The sequence below is a fragment of the Paenibacillus hodogayensis genome (genome assembly GCF_039536325.1).
Taxonomy (GTDB): domain Bacteria; phylum Bacillota; class Bacilli; order Paenibacillales; family NBRC-103111; genus Paenibacillus_AB; species Paenibacillus_AB hodogayensis.
Genome location: NZ_BAAAYO010000010.1, coordinates 255,842 through 272,136, shown reverse-complemented (window position 1 = coordinate 272,136; position 16,295 = coordinate 255,842). Strand labels below are relative to the sequence as shown.

11 protein-coding genes are annotated in these 16,295 nt (G+C 58.5%); 5 read left to right on the top strand and 6 right to left on the bottom strand.

Annotated elements, in window-relative coordinates:
* Positions 1–114 precede the first annotated feature (114 nt).
* A complete protein-coding gene (locus ABD796_RS20295; protein WP_344911072.1) occupies positions 115–792 on the top strand; it encodes a class I SAM-dependent methyltransferase in 678 nt (225 codons plus the stop codon).
* A 23-nt stretch (positions 793–815) separates the two neighbouring features.
* Here the strand turns inward: ABD796_RS20295 and ABD796_RS20290 are convergent, their stop codons facing one another.
* The 3 genes from ABD796_RS20290 to ABD796_RS20280 form a co-directional block, all read right to left on the bottom strand.
* Positions 816–3,056, bottom strand: coding sequence for a GDYXXLXY domain-containing protein (locus tag ABD796_RS20290; RefSeq protein ID WP_344911070.1), 2,241 nt, complete (start codon positions 3,054–3,056; stop codon positions 816–818).
* Between the two features lie 244 nt (positions 3,057–3,300).
* The gene (locus ABD796_RS20285) at positions 3,301–3,621 is read right to left on the bottom strand and encodes a thioredoxin family protein (protein ID WP_344911068.1); all 321 of its coding nucleotides are present in this window, start codon (positions 3,619–3,621) and stop codon (positions 3,301–3,303) included.
* Positions 3,599–4,009 carry a MerR family transcriptional regulator gene (locus ABD796_RS20280; RefSeq protein ID WP_344911066.1) on the bottom strand — a complete coding sequence of 137 codons (411 nt, stop codon included), beginning with the start codon at positions 4,007–4,009 and terminating at the stop codon, positions 3,599–3,601. Before ABD796_RS20280 ends, ABD796_RS20285 begins: the two co-directional genes overlap by 23 nt.
* A gap of 615 nt (positions 4,010–4,624) precedes the next feature.
* Between ABD796_RS20280 and ABD796_RS20275 the strand changes: the two genes are divergently transcribed.
* Positions 4,625–7,174, top strand: a complete 2,550-nt coding sequence (locus ABD796_RS20275; RefSeq protein WP_344912900.1) for an endonuclease MutS2 — start codon at positions 4,625–4,627, stop codon at positions 7,172–7,174.
* Between the two features lie 1,151 nt (positions 7,175–8,325).
* On the opposite strand, the gene ABD796_RS20270 is transcribed toward ABD796_RS20275, so the two are convergent.
* Both ABD796_RS20270 and ABD796_RS20265 read right to left on the bottom strand, forming a co-directional pair.
* On the bottom strand, positions 8,326–9,501 hold the full coding sequence (locus tag ABD796_RS20270; RefSeq protein ID WP_344911064.1) for a hypothetical protein: 1,176 nt from the start codon (positions 9,499–9,501) through the stop codon (positions 8,326–8,328).
* Positions 9,485–10,069, bottom strand: coding sequence for an RNA polymerase sigma factor (locus ABD796_RS20265; protein ID WP_344911062.1), 585 nt, complete (start codon positions 10,067–10,069; stop codon positions 9,485–9,487). The genes ABD796_RS20270 and ABD796_RS20265 overlap by 17 nt, the downstream gene beginning before the upstream one ends.
* A gap of 625 nt (positions 10,070–10,694) precedes the next feature.
* On the opposite strand from ABD796_RS20265, the gene ABD796_RS20260 reads away from it, so the two are divergent.
* The gene (locus ABD796_RS20260) at positions 10,695–11,783 is read left to right on the top strand and encodes a bifunctional 3-deoxy-7-phosphoheptulonate synthase/chorismate mutase (protein WP_344911060.1); all 1,089 of its coding nucleotides are present in this window, start codon (positions 10,695–10,697) and stop codon (positions 11,781–11,783) included.
* A gap of 172 nt (positions 11,784–11,955) precedes the next feature.
* Here ABD796_RS20260 and ABD796_RS20255 read toward each other — a convergent pair whose 3' ends face one another.
* Positions 11,956–13,116, bottom strand: coding sequence for an ROK family protein (locus ABD796_RS20255; RefSeq protein WP_344911058.1), 1,161 nt, complete (start codon positions 13,114–13,116; stop codon positions 11,956–11,958).
* Positions 13,117–13,311: 195 nt separating this feature from the next.
* On the opposite strand from ABD796_RS20255, the gene xylA reads away from it, so the two are divergent.
* Together xylA and xylB are read left to right on the top strand one after the other, a co-directional pair.
* Positions 13,312–14,628, top strand: a complete 1,317-nt coding sequence (gene xylA / locus ABD796_RS20250; RefSeq protein WP_344911056.1) for a xylose isomerase — start codon at positions 13,312–13,314, stop codon at positions 14,626–14,628.
* A 27-nt stretch (positions 14,629–14,655) separates the two neighbouring features.
* Positions 14,656–16,158 (top strand): xylulokinase, encoded by a 1,503-nt coding sequence (xylB, locus tag ABD796_RS20245; protein WP_344911054.1) that lies wholly within the window; start codon positions 14,656–14,658, stop codon positions 16,156–16,158.
* Positions 16,159–16,295: the final 137 nt, after the last annotated feature.

Sequence of the window (16,295 nt, the reverse complement as noted above, 5' to 3'; positions counted from 1 at the left end):
TCCGTGTTCCGCCAGCTATAGGCTTCTCCTATCGGGATCATATGATTCCGGTATTTCCATTCTTTTGGTTTGCACCGCTATACTTAAGCTCAAACCAGAAGGAGGACGATCACCATGACGAACGATTCGGTCAAACGGCAGTTCAACGAGGCGGCGGCCCGCTATGACGGAGAGCGATCCGGGCTGATTCCCTGCTATGACGATTTCTACGGGATGGCGGTATCATGGGCGGAGACGGACAAAAGCGCGCCCCGCATCCTTGACCTCGGAGCGGGGACCGGGCTGTTCGCCAGTCTGGCGAAACGCAAATATCCCGAAGGGATGTTTACGCTCATCGATCTGAGCCCCAATATGATCGAGTCGGCACGCAGCCGCTTCCGAGACGACCCGAGCGTGACATGCATCGTAGCGGATTATACCCAATACGATTTTGGCGAAAGCTACGATCTTGTCATCTCGTCCTTGTCCATCCATCATTTACCACATCCGGACAAACAAGCTTTGTTCGCCAAAATACGCGGCCTGCTGGCGCCGGGCGGCATGTTCGTCAATGCGGACCAAGCGTCGGGAACGAACGGGGCGTTCGACAGGCGGTTCAAGGAACGCTGGGAAGCATCGGTCGCCGGCAGCGGGTTGCCCGCGGAAGCGATCGCGTCTTCGAAAGCCAGAAGAGAGCTCGACGTGAACGCGCCGGTTGCCGAGCAGCTCGAATGGCTGCGCGCTGCGGGCTTTGCGGAAGCCGACTGCGTATACAAATACAATGAATTCGCGGTATTTGCCGCTTACGCTTGAGACGCGCAGCGTAGTCGGCAACTTTAACTGGCTGCGGGCAGCTCGGGAAGCAGCCGGATCAGCAGTGCGTTGCCGTTCGCGCCGACTTTGACCTCGGCGTACTTGGCTGCGCGTTCCGTCTCAATGCCGGTTCCCTCAGGAACAAAAAACGTCTCGATGCCGTACTCGATCCGGTTCCACCGCCATTTGCCGTTCATGATCGATTCGCCGGGGAGAAGGACATAGCCGTCCTCTCGCAGCTGTTTGAAGACGGATAGCCCGGACGGAGTGCGGGTCAGGACGACGGTTACTTTCGCGCCATCGGCCAACTGCTTCTCCAGCCGCTCCTTGAGTACTTCCGGCAGCGATGCGGCGGTATAGCGCAGCTCGACGTAGTCTCCTTGCAGCATCGAGCGCGGATCGCGCGGCTGCAGCTCCAAGTAAATCGTCTCGCCGCGGGCGATAATCGTTTCGCTGCGTCCGATCTGCAGGGTGACGATCAGCAAGGCGGCCAGCACGGTCGCCGCGATCCATAACATCCGGCTGCGCGAGCGGGCTTCGGCCGGAACCGGCTCGACGGTTTTCAAGTATTTCCGCTCCAGCGCATAAGCGCCGATCATGATCAGGCAGCCGATAAGCGCCAAACTCCACGATTTGTGCAGCAGCTTCCAGGCGGTGTCGTAATATTTCCACATCAGAAACAACGACCAGAAAGCCAAAGCGATCCGGAACGCCCACAAGTCGCCGCGGCGATGGGCGATGGCGATACACGCCAGTACGATGAAGAAATACGCTCCGTCATAGGCGTATCGGCCGGCTTGAAACGTGAGGATGAAGAACAGCGTCAAAAATCCGTAGTAGCCGCTCAGCCGCAGCGCCGTCCGCAGCCCGGTATCCGCCGTCAGGCGATGCAGCAGCCAGACGACCGGCATGGCCGCGGTCAATATCGTCAGCACGTTCGTCGTCTCGCCGTCCAGGGTAAACTCCAGCCATACCCCGACTATAGCCGTCGTTACGGCAAACCACATCAACCGCTCCGCCAAGCCGGCCCCGAACAGGAAAGCGGCGGCGGCAATGGCTGCGTATGCGAGCAGCAGCCAATGGAATTCGGCCGCTACGGCCGTTCCTGCGCCTATGCACAACCCGATCGCCATTACCGTATAGCGGAAAATCGGATTCAGCTTGCGGGCGGCCAGCATGCCGAGGGAAGCAAGCAGGCCAAATACGGTCAACGCGTACTCCGGGTCTTCGAATTCGGTGACGAGCAGGACGAAGCCCAGCAGCGTAATCGAGCCGACGATCGTGCCCACGACGATAATGACAATCGAAAGCGCCCGGACGATCATGGAGCGGGCCGCTCCGTTCCGCGGTTTGCTTTCCTGGCCCTGCCCTTGTCCCTGCTCCGTTTCCATCCCGGCTTCCGGCGAATCGTCCGCAGGGGAGAGCGATTTAATATATTGAATCCACTTGGCTCCGCCCCAGATGAAAAGCGCCACGAAGAACAAGCCGGTGACAAAAAACGTTTCCAAGCCGTCGAAATAGACGAGCAGCTCAACGTATTTCATAACGAGAAAAGCGGCGGCAAGCAGGCCATTCCACAGCAAATACGGCTGATTGGCCGAACGGATGAAGCGCATCGTAAAGTAGGCCCCCAGAATAACCGCGGCCGCGTCGAACCAGCCGAAATAAGCCTCGAACTGAAAGGAATTGGACATGGCTACGGCGCTTCCCATTAGCATCGAATACGATAAAAAGCCGATGGCGGGCGAATGCAGCCGTTTCGCTTGGATGATTCCGAAAATAAGCCCGTTGGCCGCGGCCATCACCGCCATAATGCCGACAACCGTACCCTCGCTGTAATCGCTCCCGCCCACTGTCGGAAAAAAATAAAGAAAGTACGTCGCATGGGCGAGCGCGTAAGCCAGCACGTAGAACGGCTGCCAGCGCACGACGACCGACAAGGCGGCAGCGGCAAGAAACCAGACTGCGAACAGGCTATAGCTGTCGGCGTGCGAGTTGTAGGTTTGTCCGACGAGGGCCAGGCCGATTCCGAAGGCGAGGCAGCAGCTCAACAAGGACAGGCGGCTAAGGAACAGCCGGTTCGGGCGGAACGACAGCCACACATGCAAGCCGTACAGGACGACGATGAGCGCCGTCATGGGCGCCAGCTTTTGCCACCGTTCCAGATAACCCCAGTTGGAGGCGAAAAAATAGACGAGAGCGGCAAGCAGCGAGCTGCTGCCCAGCGCATACCCTACATTAAAGCCAATCGTTTTTGTTTTCACGGGTAATCCCCCTTTAGCGCTAGCGACTGATCTGACCTAGCTTGGACGGCGCTTCGTTTGCGACAGGCAGCGCATTTTATCGATAAGTCCTCTCTTATGTATTGTACTCTATGGCGAAATTGAACCAAAGTGCTAACTTTTCATAGTACCCCAAAAAAGCAAGAAAGACGGCCCGCCCCGTCCTGTCCGGGGTAGAACCGCCTTGCCTGCTTGCAGTGTCGCGTTCGCCGCGGACCTTCTTGTTTTACGATTCCAGCCATCCTCGGACAGAGCCGATCAGCGCAGCCTGCGAGCGGAAGCCGACCGTTTTGTTGACGGGCTCGCCATCGCGGAACAGCACGAATGTCGGAACGCCCATGATGCCTAGCTTACCCGCCAGTCCGGGGTGATCGTCCACGTTCATCTTCGCTACTGCGAGCCGGTCGCCCAGCTCGAGCTCCAACTGCTCCAGAGCCGGCGCGGCCGCCCGGCAAGGCCCGCAATACGGACTGTCGAAATCGACGAGCACGCAGTCGCGCTCGTTGACGATTTGCGTCCAATTGCTATCGGTCATCGTGATTGCCATCGTCCATCGCTCCTTCTATAGGGATTCCCGGCGAGATCCGCCGTTCCTCGAGAATCGCTTGAACCCGCTCGTGCAAATTCGAGCGAATCCGGCCAAGCAGGCGGATTTGTTCGTCCAGCTCGGCGATTTTGCTTTCGTATACGGGCAACACGTCCCGGCAGAACGATTCCTTGTTTTGCAGCACACAGTTTAAAAATCCGCCGATTTGCTCCGTGGAGAAGCCCATGTTCAAATAAAACTTGATCGTCTCCACCTGTTCAACAGCAAACGGGCTATACTCCCGGTAGCCGTTGTCGGCCCGGATAGGGGAGATGAGTTTTTGCTGTTCATAGTAGCGCAGCGAACGCAGGCTGACGCCGGTCCGATGGGCAAGCTCTCCGATTTTCATCGTATACCGCACCTTTCGGGAATCGCGGTCGGTCGTTCCATGCCGCACTCCCAGTATAAACCTTGACATTGGTGTCAAGGTCAAGCGAATATTTCCCTTCCACTTTATCGCTTTTTGGCCATCGTCGCCATCTATATAAGTTGAACGAATATTGGGAACCCATTTCATTCCGAGAAGGACTGCCTTGCTGCTCAGACATCCGTACAAAGCAGAGCTTATCCTGCTTGACGCAGGGTGATGGCGGGTATATAATCGGGGTATTATTGTACTGGGAGAGATTTTGATGTCGGTGAAGGTTCTTAACTAACAAATTCCATAGCGAGACTTGTTCAGGCTTGGCTTCAAAAACGCTCGATAGAGACGTTTTATTTCGTGATGCCTGCCGCTTGTCTCCGGATTTGAGTTAAGAACAGCGGATATCAGACCAAAGCCCGGGAACTCCAGTTTCTGTGCGCCGAAATCCGTGCTGTCGTTCAGCACGTTTTTTTATTTTCGGCCTGCGCGGAAACCGGAATACGGAAGGCAAGGAATGAGATGTGCTCATTCTTTGCCTTTCTTTTTTTTGCACGAAATGCGGTATGGAAAAAATGAAAACAGGGAGAGATACACGATATGATGAATGATATGACTTTGCAGCGTTTGGACTACCCGGACATCAAGCGCAAGGTGACGGAATACGCCGTCTCTTATTTGGGTCGAAGGCAGGCGGAAAGCTTGAGCCCGTCCTTGAACGTACGGGCTGCGCGGGATGCGCTCGACCAGACAGCGGAAGCGCTCGGCTTGCTCGGCTCCGGCGCCAGCGTTCCGATCCCGTCGCTGACCGGCATCGAAACCGTGCTAGATTTGCTCGGCACCGGCTACGTTTTTCATGAGGACGACTTCGTCCATATTCGGCAGTTTCTGCACGGCTGCGGACAGCTTCGCGCTTATATGGCGGCCAAGCTGCGCATAGCCCCTCGCGTCGCCGCTTACGCCCAATCGATGCATGATTTGGAGCCGGTGAAACAGGAGATCGACCGGTGCATCCGCAACGGCCGGATCGATGACGGGGCAAGCCGGGATTTGATGAAAATACGTCGTAAAATGGCCGCCACCTCGGAAAAGATCAAAAGCCGCATGGACAGTCTGATGAACCGGCACCGTTCCATCATGCAGGAGCAACTGTACAGCGTTCGTTCGGACCGGTACGTCTTGCCGATCAAGAAGGAGTTCCGCAAGCTCATTACGGGCAGCGTGTTGGACGAATCGTCCAGCGGGCAGACGGTCTACGTACAGCCGCAGGAAATCGCCCATTTGCAGCACGAGTTGGCTGAGCTTCGCGGCGATGAGGCTAGGGAAGAGGCCAAGGTGCTGGCCGGGCTGACCGAATGGGTCGAGAAGGTGGCGTACGAGCTGCAAACGAATGTCGATACGATCGGCACTTACGATTTTCTTTTCGCCAAAGCCAAATATGCCATGGCGATCGGCGGCCGCAACGTCGCTTTAAACGACCGCGGCGAGATCAGGCTCCACCGGGCGGTGCACCCGCTGCTCGGCTCGGCGATGGTGCCGCTGGATTTCGCCATAGGGAACGCGTACCGGTCGCTTATCATTACCGGACCTAACACCGGAGGTAAAACCGTCGCCCTAAAGACGGTCGGGCTGCTCGTATTGATGGTTCAGTCGGGCTTGTTGGTGCCGGTTGGCGAGGGCAGCGAGCTGTCGGTGTTCGCCGGGGTCGCCGCCGATATCGGAGACGGGCAAAGCATCGAGCAGTCGTTAAGTACGTTCTCCGCGCACATTCGCCATATGGCGGAGATTTTACGGACAGCCGACGACTCTACTTTGGTGCTGCTTGACGAGCTGGCCGGGGGGACCGATCCCGGCGAAGGCGTCGGGTTGTCTATCGCCCTTTTGGAGGCGCTGCACGAGCAGGGTGCTACCGTCGTCGCTACCACGCATTTTAACGAAATCAAGCACTTCGCGGCATCGACGAAAGGATTCGAGAACGCGCGGATGGAGTTTGATGCGGATACGCTGCAGCCGCTTTACCGGCTGCGCATCGGAGAAGCGGGGGAGAGCTACGCGCTGCTCATCGCCAAGAAGTTCGGCATTCCCGATACGCTCATCGTCCGTTCCCGACAGCTGGGAGCGGCAGCTTCAGCCGAACGCACCGGTTCGCCAGCCTCCTCGTCTCACGCTCAGGCTTTAGCGGCGGCTCGCGGGGGCGATCTCGCTTCCGGCAGCGGCGCGGCGTTGGTAGAGGGAACGGCGGCGAGGCTTATTGAAAATAACAAGGAGGCCGGGTCAGGCGGCTTCGAACGTTTGGCTGCGCTGCAAACGGACGGCGTCGAACTCGACAGTGCGGATGCGGAGGACGGAGCAGCGTCAGCGGGAGAGCGGGATAGGGAGGACGCGCAGAGCGGTATGACTTCTGCGGGCGATCTTGAGACGGACCGGATGGTTGGTGATAGAACGGAAACGATAAGGGGTGCTTTCGCCAACGAGCCGAGGCAGGAGAGTGACAATCACGGTGGAGCGGTTGATGTCCGGGGTGTTGCTGCGGGCGTGCCAAGGCAGGGGAGTGATGACTCCGACGGAAGGGGTGATGCCCAGGGTGTTGCTGCAGGCGAGCGGAGGCAGGAGAGTGACAATCACGGCGGAGCGGTTGATGTCCGGGGTGTTGCTGCGGGCGAGCGGAGGCAGGAGAGTGACAATCACGGCGGAACGGTTGATGCCCGGGGTGTTGCTGCGGGCGAGCGGAGGCAGGAGAGTGACAATCACGGCGGAACGGTTGATGCCCGGGGAACTGCTGCAGGCAAGCAGGACCGGGTCAAGAATGGTAGAGCGGAGAGTGCTAGAGGAGCTTCAACGGGCGATACGGAGGAAGAGAGCGGAAGGAAGCGCTTTGAGGTTGGGGACAGCGTGCGGATCGCTTATCTGGGCACCACCGGTATTGTCTGTGAACTTGAAGATTCTCGTGGCATGGTTGGGGTTCTGATTCACAAGCAAAAATGCAAGATCAACAAAAAGAGGCTGAGCCTCTACATTCCCAAAAAAGAACTGTACCCCGACGATTACGATATGGACATTGTGCTCGAGACCAAGCAAAACCGCAAACTAAAAAAGTTGATGAGCCGTAAGCACGTCGAAGGAGCGGAAATTATCCGGAAACCCGGGGAGTAACCCAAAGAAAAAGTAACATTCATCCTGTGAGTTCGAAAAGGCCCGTCCCCTGCTGTGTTGGGGGATTGGGCCTTTATGATTATCATCGAACTGGACTTGTCAAAGGACTTCCGTGTGCGAGAGTGCTCGCAAGAGTGGAGTTTGTTGGGGAATAGGAAAAAAGAGGGCGAGTTGCAGGCTGAGCTTCTTCGAGTGATACGCGACGCCAAAAGCGGCCGAGCCCGTTTGATCCGCTGCCCCCGCCGAATTCGCCGAACCCGCTGAACTCGCTGCCCCCGCTAACCCCGCTGCCCCCGCTAACTCCGCTAACCCCACCAACCCGATCAACCCCCTAAACCGGCCAAGCCCTCTGCTCCCCATCGAACCCGTCTTTCCAGGCCGCGGCGGCAGTCGTTAGTGTTACAAAGAGCATTAACGGCTCCAAAAGGGAGCCGATTTTCGGAGATAGTGCTCTTTCGAGCACTACGCGACGCCAAAAGCCGCCGAACCCGTCTTTCCCGATCGCGGTGGCAGTCGTTAGTGCTAGAAAGAGCATTAACGACTCCAAAAGGGAGCCGATTTGCTGAGTTAGTGCTCTTTCGAGCACTACGCGACACCAAAAGCCGCAGAACCCGTCTTTCCAGGCCGCGGCGGCAGTCGTTAGTGCTAGAAAGAGCATTAACGGCTCCAAAAGGGAGCCGATTTGCTGAGTTAGTGCTCTTTCGAGCACTACGCGACGCCAAAAGCCGCCGAACCCGTCTTTCCAGGCCGCGGCGGCAGTCGTTAGTGCTAGAAAGAGCATTAACGGCTCCAAAAGGGAGCCGATTTTCGGAGTTAGTGCTCTTTCGAGCACTACGCGACGCCAAAAGCCGCCGAACCCGTCTTTCCCGATCGCGGTGGCAGTCGTTAGTGCTAGAAAGAGCATTAACGACTCCAAAAGGGAGCCGATTTGCTGAGTTAGTGCTCTTTCGAGCACTACGTGACGAGAAAAGCGCCCGAGCCCGTCGATCTGCTGAAGTGGCCAAACCCGTCTTTCCCGGCCGCGGCGGCAGTCGGATAGTGTCAGAAAGAGCATAAACGGCTCCCAAAAAGGGAGCCAATTTGCGAAGATGGCGCTCCTTCGAGCACTATCTTTTTTCCTCGCATCCATGCCTTTACATTGCCCTTCCGCTCTAACGCAGCAGCTCCGCTGTCTTCTGGGCCCATTCGTCCACGTAGTGGTCGGTCGCCCATTGCGCCATGACAACGGTTTCCTTCGTTTTCAGTTTGATGGACAAAGCCGGCTCGCCGCCCAACTGGTTCGGGCTGCCGAAGACGAGCAGCATTCCGTCCGCGTTAACGATCGTCATATCGTTCTCCGGCGAGGAGAACATATCGCTAGCGCCGGGGAAGCGTGAACCGATCTCGCTCCATGTGCAGCAGATCTCATCATGATTAATGACGGTCTTCGGCAGCTGAACGTCCAACTGTCGGTACTCGCCACCTGACGTACTGGACCTGTCGGTAGAGGTCATGGCGACCCAACGTCCTTGATCGCGGGTAACGAACCATTGATCCAGAGCAAAATCTTCCTTCTTCGCAGCCGCGCTCAGCACTTCCCCGAGCGTAACCGGCTTGCGCTTGGAAGCCAGTGCGGGTATGGTCGTCGTCCACGTTTTGCTGACCGTGCTGGACGGGACACGGGTGGACGTTTCGTTGGTTTCGAGAGAAACGTATTCGTTGGCGGCGAACAATATTTTTTCCGTATGAATCACTTTTTCCGACGGATCGTCCTTGAACAGGGTTGGTCCGATCGTACGGGCTTCCACGGCTCGCTGAGTGGCGGGATGCGCGATGAAGAAATCATGACGATCCGTCACGGTCTCGTAATGAAGCGGTTCGATTCTCCAAAAATCCCGCTTATACGGAACGAGAATACCGCTTCCTTGGGCAACCACGGCGGGACGGTCATTCCGCGGGGCGATATAGAGTGTCCGGTATGAGGTGTCCCGGTCGTCGTTGCGCAGGCCGATCAGCAGCCCGGACGTAAACGAGTTTTGGCTGCCGTATGCGTCGAACAAGGCTGCCTGGTCCGGTTGGAGTGCCGTCGTGTTATGTTCCGTCAGGGCGATATTTTTGGCTTCCTCGCCGTTAACCAGGAATACTGTGATCGCGGCGACAATCACCGCGGCGGAGCAGAAGGAGCCGACGACCTTCAGCCAGGAACGAGTGCACGGGATTTTCTCGTCCACGCGCGTTTCGATCCGTTTGCGCAAATCGTCGGAAAAGCCTCTTTGCCGCAACGGGGATACAGACAGCTCCCGCTTTAGCTCTTCGGCTTCAAACTCCGCTTCAATCCGTTTCATCATTCCCGCGCTCCTTCGCCTTCAATATGTTCAGCCGGGCGTGATGCAGCCGCGACTTGACCGTTCCGACGCTGATGCCGAGCACATCGGCAATTTCCTTCATCGACAACTGATGGTGAGCGAATAAAATGAGCACTTCCCGATATTTCGGCGGCAATTGAAGCACCTGCGTCCAGATGCTGCTGACCGTCATATTCTCCATCGCCTCGTTCTCCGCAGACCGGTGAGAGCCGTGCGGGGATATAACGTCCATCAGCGTCACTCTGCGCCAAAAGGCCGATCGTTTATAGTCGAGCGCGGTATTGCGCGTTATGGTAAGCAGCCACGTTTTCACGGAAGATTCTCCGCGAAACGACGTGAGTCTGCGGTATACTTTCAAAAAAACATCTTGGGTGATGTCGTCGGCCAAGTCGGCTTTGCGACTTATGCTGAAGGCATAATTCCACACGTCGTCGCCATAGGCGGACATGAGCTCGCGCAAAATGGTTTTTTGATCGGTTGTCTCGGCTATGTATCGCAAATAGTCGAATTGTTCGCTGGCGCCGGTTTCCACTTGCTTCACCTCTTTCATTAGACGGTGCCTCCCCCTTGCCGGTTCAAATCCGACCGATACCAAATTTATGCACTTTTTTAATTATAGCAGGCAGCCGCCTTTGCCGCATCGGAAATTGTTGGATTGTCCCGTTTTTTTTGACGCTTTGCGGCACATTCTGCCAAAACCTGCGACTATGCGCGGAGAACGGGAAAACGCCCATTTTTCGGGTAAAATCGGTTTGCTGCGTTAAAGCTTCCCAGCAGCCTATTGCGCGAATCGCGCGAATCTTCTATAATTTCATTCATAAGTTCGAGTCGATGACGGAGATAAGTAAGCGAATGAACAGCCGCAACAGGGACGGAGCGCCGATAGACTGAGAGCGCCCGACGGCCGTTTCGCCGAAATTCACTCCCGAGCAGGGCCTTGAAAGGCGCAGAGCGGATCAGCCGTATTCGTCCGCAGCGCGCGAGTAGAACGCCCCGGCCGCATGCCGTTACCGTGCTTCAAGCTGAGAAACGACCGGTCCGCTTTCCGCAAGCGGCTGCGCGCTGTTTCTAATAAGGGTGGTACCGCGGTTCCCCGTCCCTTGAGGACGAGGGGCTTTTTTGCGTTTAAACCGGATGCCAAAAGGAGAACCATAAGACAAAAGGAGAGAATGATGATGAGCCATATGCAAATCGAACAATTGAGGGGTCGTCTTGACGAACTGAACAGCCAACTGCTGGAGCTGCTTTCGGAGAGAGCGGAGATCGGCCAGCAGATCGGCGAATGGAAACGGAACGCGGGCTTGCCGCTGCACGATCCGGTACGGGAAAAAGAGATGCTGGACCGCCTTGCCGCACAAAACTCCGGTCCGCTGGACGAAGCGACGGTCCGCCGCTTGTTCGGGGATATTTTCAAGGCGACGCTTCAGGTGCAGATCGAAGCTCCGGCCAAACGGAAGCTGCTCGTCAGCCGCGCCAGTCACCGTGAAGACACGGTCGTGCAGATTGGCGATACGGCGATCGGCGGCGGGGAGCCGGTGCTCGTAGCCGGGCCGTGCTCGGTGGAGAGCCGCGAGCAGGTGCGGGAGGTGGCTGCCGCGCTGAAACGCGCCGGCGTGCCGGTTATTCGCGGAGGGGCGTTCAAGCCGCGGACATCGCCTTACGATTTCCAGGGGCTCGGGTTCGAAGGGTTGAAGCTGCTGAAGGAGGCGGCCGACGAGTTCGGATTGCTCACGATTAGCGAAATTGTGACGCCGGCCCATCTGGAGGAAGCGGCGCAGTATGTGGATATTATTCAGATCGGAGCGCGCAATATGCAAAACTTCGAGCTGCTCAAGGCGGCGGGCGATATGCGCAAGCCGGTGCTGCTCAAGCGGGGTTTGGCGGCGACGATGGACGAATTTTTGCATGCGGCCGAATATATCGTCTCCCGCGGCAACAGCCAGGTGATGCTGATCGAGCGCGGCATCCGGACGTACGAGAAATGGACGCGCAATACGCTGGATATTTCCGCTGTACCGCTATTGAAGCGGGAAAGCCATTTGCCGGTGCTCGTCGACGTCAGTCATTCGACCGGCCGCAAGGATATTATGGCGCCGTGCGCCAAAGCGGCGCTGGCGGCGGGAGCCGACGGCATCATGGTGGAGACGCACCCGAATCCGGCGGCTGCCTTGTCGGACGCCGATCAGCAGCTCGACCTCGGCGAATTCGCCGAATTCGTCCGCGATGTGCAAAGCTCCGGTCTGTACCGGGCAATAAAATCATAATAGATATGTTAACCGCATGGAAAAGAGCAATGCGCGCCGGCTAGCCTGCTCGGCAAATAGAACACAAGACGAAGCTGCCGACGCCAATCGGCAGCTTTGCTTTTTCAACGGGCAACCGAAGGCCGAAGACCGAAGAACAAAGAACAAAGAACGGGACAAAATCGGACCGCGATCACCACGTGACGCGGTCTTTGGACAGAAAGGCGGTGACGGCGCTGAACGCCGCGCCCATGACGGCGGAGCGCTCGCCGAGCGAGGCGAAGCGGATTTGCGCCTGCCTGCGGTGAAACGGCAGCGCGCGGGCGGACACGGTCCGTTCGATAGCGGTCCGTATCCAAGGCTCGGCAAGAACCATGCGGTTGCCGATCAGGACCAGCTCGGGATTGAACGCATTGATGACGTTGGCGATGCCGATCCCGAGGCTTTCGCCGACCTCGTGAAACAGCCGGATTGCCTCCGGCGCGTCCTGCTTGGCCAGCTCGATCAGCTCGCCGAAGCGGGCTACGCCGAGCGGCCGGGCCAGCTCCAGCGCGGCGCTCTCCGAGGCGTACTGCTCCCAGCAGCCTTTGTTGCCGCAGCGGCAGCGCTTGCCGTTCGTCTCGATCGTCGTATGGCCAAGCTCGCCGGAGAAGCCGCCGGCTCCCTTCATCAAGCTGCCTCCCGTGACAATGCCCGCCCCTATGCCGGCGCCGACGCTCAAGTAGACGATGCCGGACGCTTCCTTGCCTGCGCCGTATTGCAGCTCGCCGAGCGCGCCGGCGTTCGCCTCGTTATCGATCGTTACCGGTACGGCAAGGGATTCGCGAAGCAGCCGCTCCAGCTCAACCTGCTCCCATTCCAGATTGGGGGCGAACAGAACGGTGCCTTTGTCGTCTACGATGCCGGCGACGCCTACTCCCGCGCCGATGACGCCGTAGGCGCTCGGCGGCGCTTCGCCGATCAGCGAGCGGGCCGCCCCGGTCAGAAGCTCCAGCACGCTTGCGGGATCGTGGCGTTCCAGCTCGACCTGCCGCTCAGCGATGACCCGGCCGTCCAGATCAGTCATGACAGCGAGCATATGACGCACCTCGAGATCGATTCCGATGGCATAGCCGGCCGATTTGTTGAACATGAGCATCACCGGCTTGCGGCCGCCGCTGGAACGGCCGAAGCCGATTTCGTAGACGAGCTTTTCCTCGATCAACTCCCCGACGAGCGTCGAGACGGTGCCTTTGTTAAGCCCGCACATGTCCGAAAGCTGGGCGCGCGAAAGCGGACAATGCCTGACGATGGCGTCCAGCACGATGGCTTTGTTTATTTTTTTGACCAAAAATTGATCGCCGGTAGTTTGCAAGCGGGTTCTCCTCTGTTACTTGGTTTGTCCATGCATTGTACGAATAGTTCCAGTGTATTCGACGTTATTCGAAAAATCAAATGAGAATATCACGAAAACTTTGTTTAATGGATATACAAAGTTAATGCCGTTTGATATGATGGGGCTGTAATGATTCTGCGGCATTGCGCCTCATACGATGATGGAGGGATTCGCGTGTCCTATTTTCCACAAATTACCGTTATTCCGTACGAAGGGGCTGACTCGGCCAATCCGTTCGCCTTCAAGCATTACGATCCGGACGCCGTCGTGGCAGGCAAAACGATGAAGGAGCAGCTGCGCTTCGCGGCCGCTTATTGGCACACGCTGACGGCCGATCTGTCCGATCCGTTTGGCGCGGGTACCGCGGTACGCGGCTGGAACCGCTTTACCGGCCTGGACTTGGCCAAGGCGCGCGTCGAGGCGGCATTCGAGCTGTTCGTCAAGCTGGGCGTGCCGTACTTCTGCTTCCATGATCGCGATATCGCTCCGGAGGGGAGCAGTTTGCGGGAGACGAACCGCAACCTCGATACGATCGTGGCGCTGATCAAGGAGCATATGCAGTCGACCGGCGTCAAGCTGCTGTGGAATACGGCCAATATGTTCACGCATCCGCGCTTCGTGCACGGGGCCGGAACGACGAGCAACGCCGACGTCTACGCTTACGCGGCGGCGCAGGTCAAGAAGGGGCTAGAGGTCGGCAAGGAACTGAGTGCGGAAAATTACGTGTTCTGGGGCGGCCGCGAAGGATACGAGACGCTGCTCAATACGGATATGCGGCTGGAGCTGGACAATCTGGCCCGGCTGTACCGGATGGCGGACGATTACGCCGCGGAGATCGGCTTTAACGCCCAATTCCTGATCGAGCCGAAGCCGAAGGAGCCGACGAAGCACCAGTACGATTTCGATGCTGCGACGACAATCGCTTTCCTTCAACGCTACGGTTTGCAGGACCGCTTCAAGCTGAATCTGGAGGCCAACCATGCGACGCTTGCCGGCCATACGTTCGAGCATGAGCTGCGCGTGGCGCGCCTGCACGGCATGCTCGGCTCGCTGGACGCCAACCAAGGCGACATGCTGCTCGGCTGGGATACGGACGAATTCCCGACCGACCTGTACGCCACGACGCTGACGATGTACGAGGTGCTGCAAAACGGCGGCATCGGCCGGGGTGGCATCAATTTCGACGCCAAGGTGCGCCGCGCCTCGTTCGAGCCGGACGATCTGTTCCTGGCCCATATCGCTGGGATGGATGCTTATGCCAAAGGCTTGAAGACGGCCGCAAGGCTGATCGCGGACGGCGTCTTCGAAAGCGCAATCGAGCGCCGCTACTCCAGCTTCAAGGAAGGGATCGGGCTCGATATCGTGTCGGACAAAGCGACATTGGCCTCGCTCGAGCAGTACGCGTTCGACCACGACGACATTCGCAACGTCTCCGGTCGTCAGGAGCGGCTGAAGGCGCTGCTCAATCAATACGTGCTGGCCGCTGACTGAGGTTGCCGGTACGAAAGGGGGATTGCGTTGAAGAACTATTATGTGATCGGCATCGACCTGGGTACCAGCGCCGTGAAAGCGCTGCTTGTCGACCGGGAGGGACAGGTGCGAGGCGAGGCGACGGCCGCGTATCCGCTCATTCAGGAGCAGCCGGGCTACAATGAACAGGACCCCGAGCAATGGGTGCAAGGGACCGTCCAAGCTCTGCGAGAACTGGTGCGAGAATCCGGGCTCGCGCCCGCGGAGGTGGCGGGCATCAGCTTCTCGGGACAGATGCACGGGCTCGTGCTGCTCGATGCGGAGCGCCGCGTGCTGCGCCGGGCGATATTATGGAACGATACGCGCACGACCGCGCAATGCCGCGAGATCGGGGAAGTATTGGGCGAGAGGCTGCTCGCGGTGGCCAAAAACCGCGCGCTCGAAGGCTTTACGCTGCCCAAGCTGCTTTGGGTGCGGCAGCACGAGCCGGAGCTGTTCGCGCGGGCCGACGTCTTGCTGCTGCCGAAAGATTACGTGCGCTACCGGCTGACCGGACATATCGCTTCCGAATACTCCGATGCGGCCGGGACGCTGCTGTTGGACGTAGCGGGTAAGCGCTGGAGCCGCGAAATTGCCGACGCGTTCGGCCTGGCGGAATCGCTCTGTCCTCCACTCGTCGAGTCGCAGGCGAAGGTCGGCACGCTGCTGCCGGACATCGCCCGCGCGACAGGCCTGGCCGAGACGGTCGGCGTATACGCCGGGGGGGCGGACAATGCCTGCGGCGCGATCGGCGCGGGCATCTTGTCTCCGGGTGAAACGATGTGCAGCATCGGCACGTCCGGCGTCGTACTCTCGCATATGGACGCCAGCCCGCCGGATACCGAAGGCAAGCTGCATGTGTTCAACCACGGACAGGCGGACGCCTACTATGCGATGGGCGTCACGCTGGCGGCGGGCTACAGCCTGACCTGGTTCAAGGACACGTTCGCGCCGGATCTTTCGTTCGAGACGCTGCTGCACGGACTTGCGGACACGTCGCCGGGCGCAGGGGGCCTGCTGTTTACCCCGTATTTGGCTGGGGAGCGGACCCCGCATGCCGATGCGAGCATTCGCGCCAGTTTTATCGGCATGGACGCCTCGCACAAGCTGCCGCATTTTACGCGGGCGGTCGTGGAGGGCGTGACGTTTTCCTTGAAGGAATCGGTCGAGCTGCTGCGCGGTGCCGGCTGCGATATCCGCTCGCTGGTCTCGATCGGCGGCGGAGCGAAGAACGAGCATTGGCTGCAAATACAAGCCGACATATTCGGAGCGGACGTTCACAGGCTGGAAAGCGAGCAGGGGCCGGCGCTCGGCGCGGCGATGCTTGCGGCTTGCGGCAGCGGCTGGTTCGCTTCGCTGCGGGAATGCGCGGAGACGTTTGTCCGGCGCAGCCGCACGTACCGTCCGAGACCGGAGGAGGCGGAACGTTACGCCGGCTTGTTCCGGATCTATGAGCAGGTTTATGCAAATACGCGGCATTTAAATGAAGCGTTAGCCGAATTCCGCTCCTGAGGACCGTTCGCTTTCGGATCTGAAGCAGCGGTGTAATCATCCTTTTGCTGGATTGCCGAAGAAGCCCTTCTTTTCCCGATGACCCGGAGGGCACGGTTCACGAAGCTGACTTTTCTCTCGAAAAGTCCCGGGAGGTC